Below are 1,292 nucleotides of genomic sequence, written 5' to 3' on the forward strand. Positions count from 1 at the left end.
GTTGGAGACATCGAGAAAACAGCTAAAGCGTTCATCGATAACAAGTTTGGTGGGGACAAAACAATCGGCATTGCAGGCCCATCAAAGAATACGTTCCCTTACGCAACTTTCCTGGTTTCTTCCAATAACATGGGGGGATTCGATCCGTTATTCGGCGCTTTAGATGCATATCCGGGCTATTGGCTGGACAATGGAAATGGCTCGGTCACCTATGGAACGACTACGGACAATACGAAGAAGACACTTTCTTTACTGGCTGATTGGTATAAGAAGGGACTCATTGACCCTGAGGTTGGTACCCGTGATAACGTAGGGGATCCGATCAATGCGAACAAGGCAGGTATATTCTTTGGTCCGTGGTGGAATGGCGGATACGGAAATGGCGATTCCTTCAAAAACGACCCGAATGCTAATTGGCAAGCCTATCCTGTATATACGGATGATGGCAAATGGAACACCCATATGAAGACTACTGGCAGTACGTATACACTCATCAGTAAAAACGCGAAACCGGATGTTGTCAAAGCTATTCTCATTATGAATAATGCGCTAGTTCGCGATGAGGCTACTTTCAATTTATCCGTCAATGTGGGTTGGTATCCTCTTCGCAACGTGATGGCGGCAGCTAATGAAACTGAGTATGAGTATACCGAGCTTCTCAAAGTACTAAACGGGCAGAAGAAACCGGAAGATTACAATGTACCTAATAGCTTGTATAAGCTGATGTATGCGGATGCGAAGAAAGTTCAAAACGTTATTAAACCGCCATACGACAACTTAAATGTCAGCAACTTCGACAAAACAAACTTCGGTGATTTCCAGCGTCTATATTCGCTCATGATTGGCGACCGTTCATTCTCAACAATCCCGATCAATAAAAAAGTATTCAGCGTAACCTATAACCAAACACCGACGATGGAGACCAAATGGGCAAACTTGAAAAAGATGGAGGATGAAACTGTACTAAAAATCATCCTTGGCCAAGCGCCAATCGATTCTTTTGATAAGTTTGTTAAAGATTGGAAAGCTCAGGGCGGGGATCAGATCACAGCGGAAGTAGCGGATCTCCTCAAAAAATAACTTGGATAAACTTGCAAAAGGCGTTGATGGACTCAACGCCTTTTGCAAATTTTCAATATGGCTGTTGACAGGGGGGACAACCGTTATGAGGAAAATGGGCTTCCAAAAGCATTATTATTTCATGCTGCTTCCAGGCATGATTTGGCTTATTATGTTCAGTATTGTGCCGATGTTCGGCATCGTGATGGCATTTCAAAATTATAATCCCGGAA

General features: G+C 43.5%; 1 protein-coding gene and 1 pseudogene. Both read left to right on the forward strand.

Annotation, left to right across the window (positions count from 1 at the left end):
• The coding region (locus AC58QO_RS33665) for a type 2 periplasmic-binding domain-containing protein (RefSeq protein ID WP_497273252.1) at positions 1–1,080 on the forward strand (1,080 nt) is incomplete at its 5' end.
• A gap of 85 nt (positions 1,081–1,165) precedes the next feature.
• Positions 1,166–1,292: pseudogene (locus tag AC58QO_RS33670) on the forward strand (sugar ABC transporter permease); the annotation flags it as partial.

This window comes from Paenibacillus sp. J31R30 (assembly GCF_059692115.1).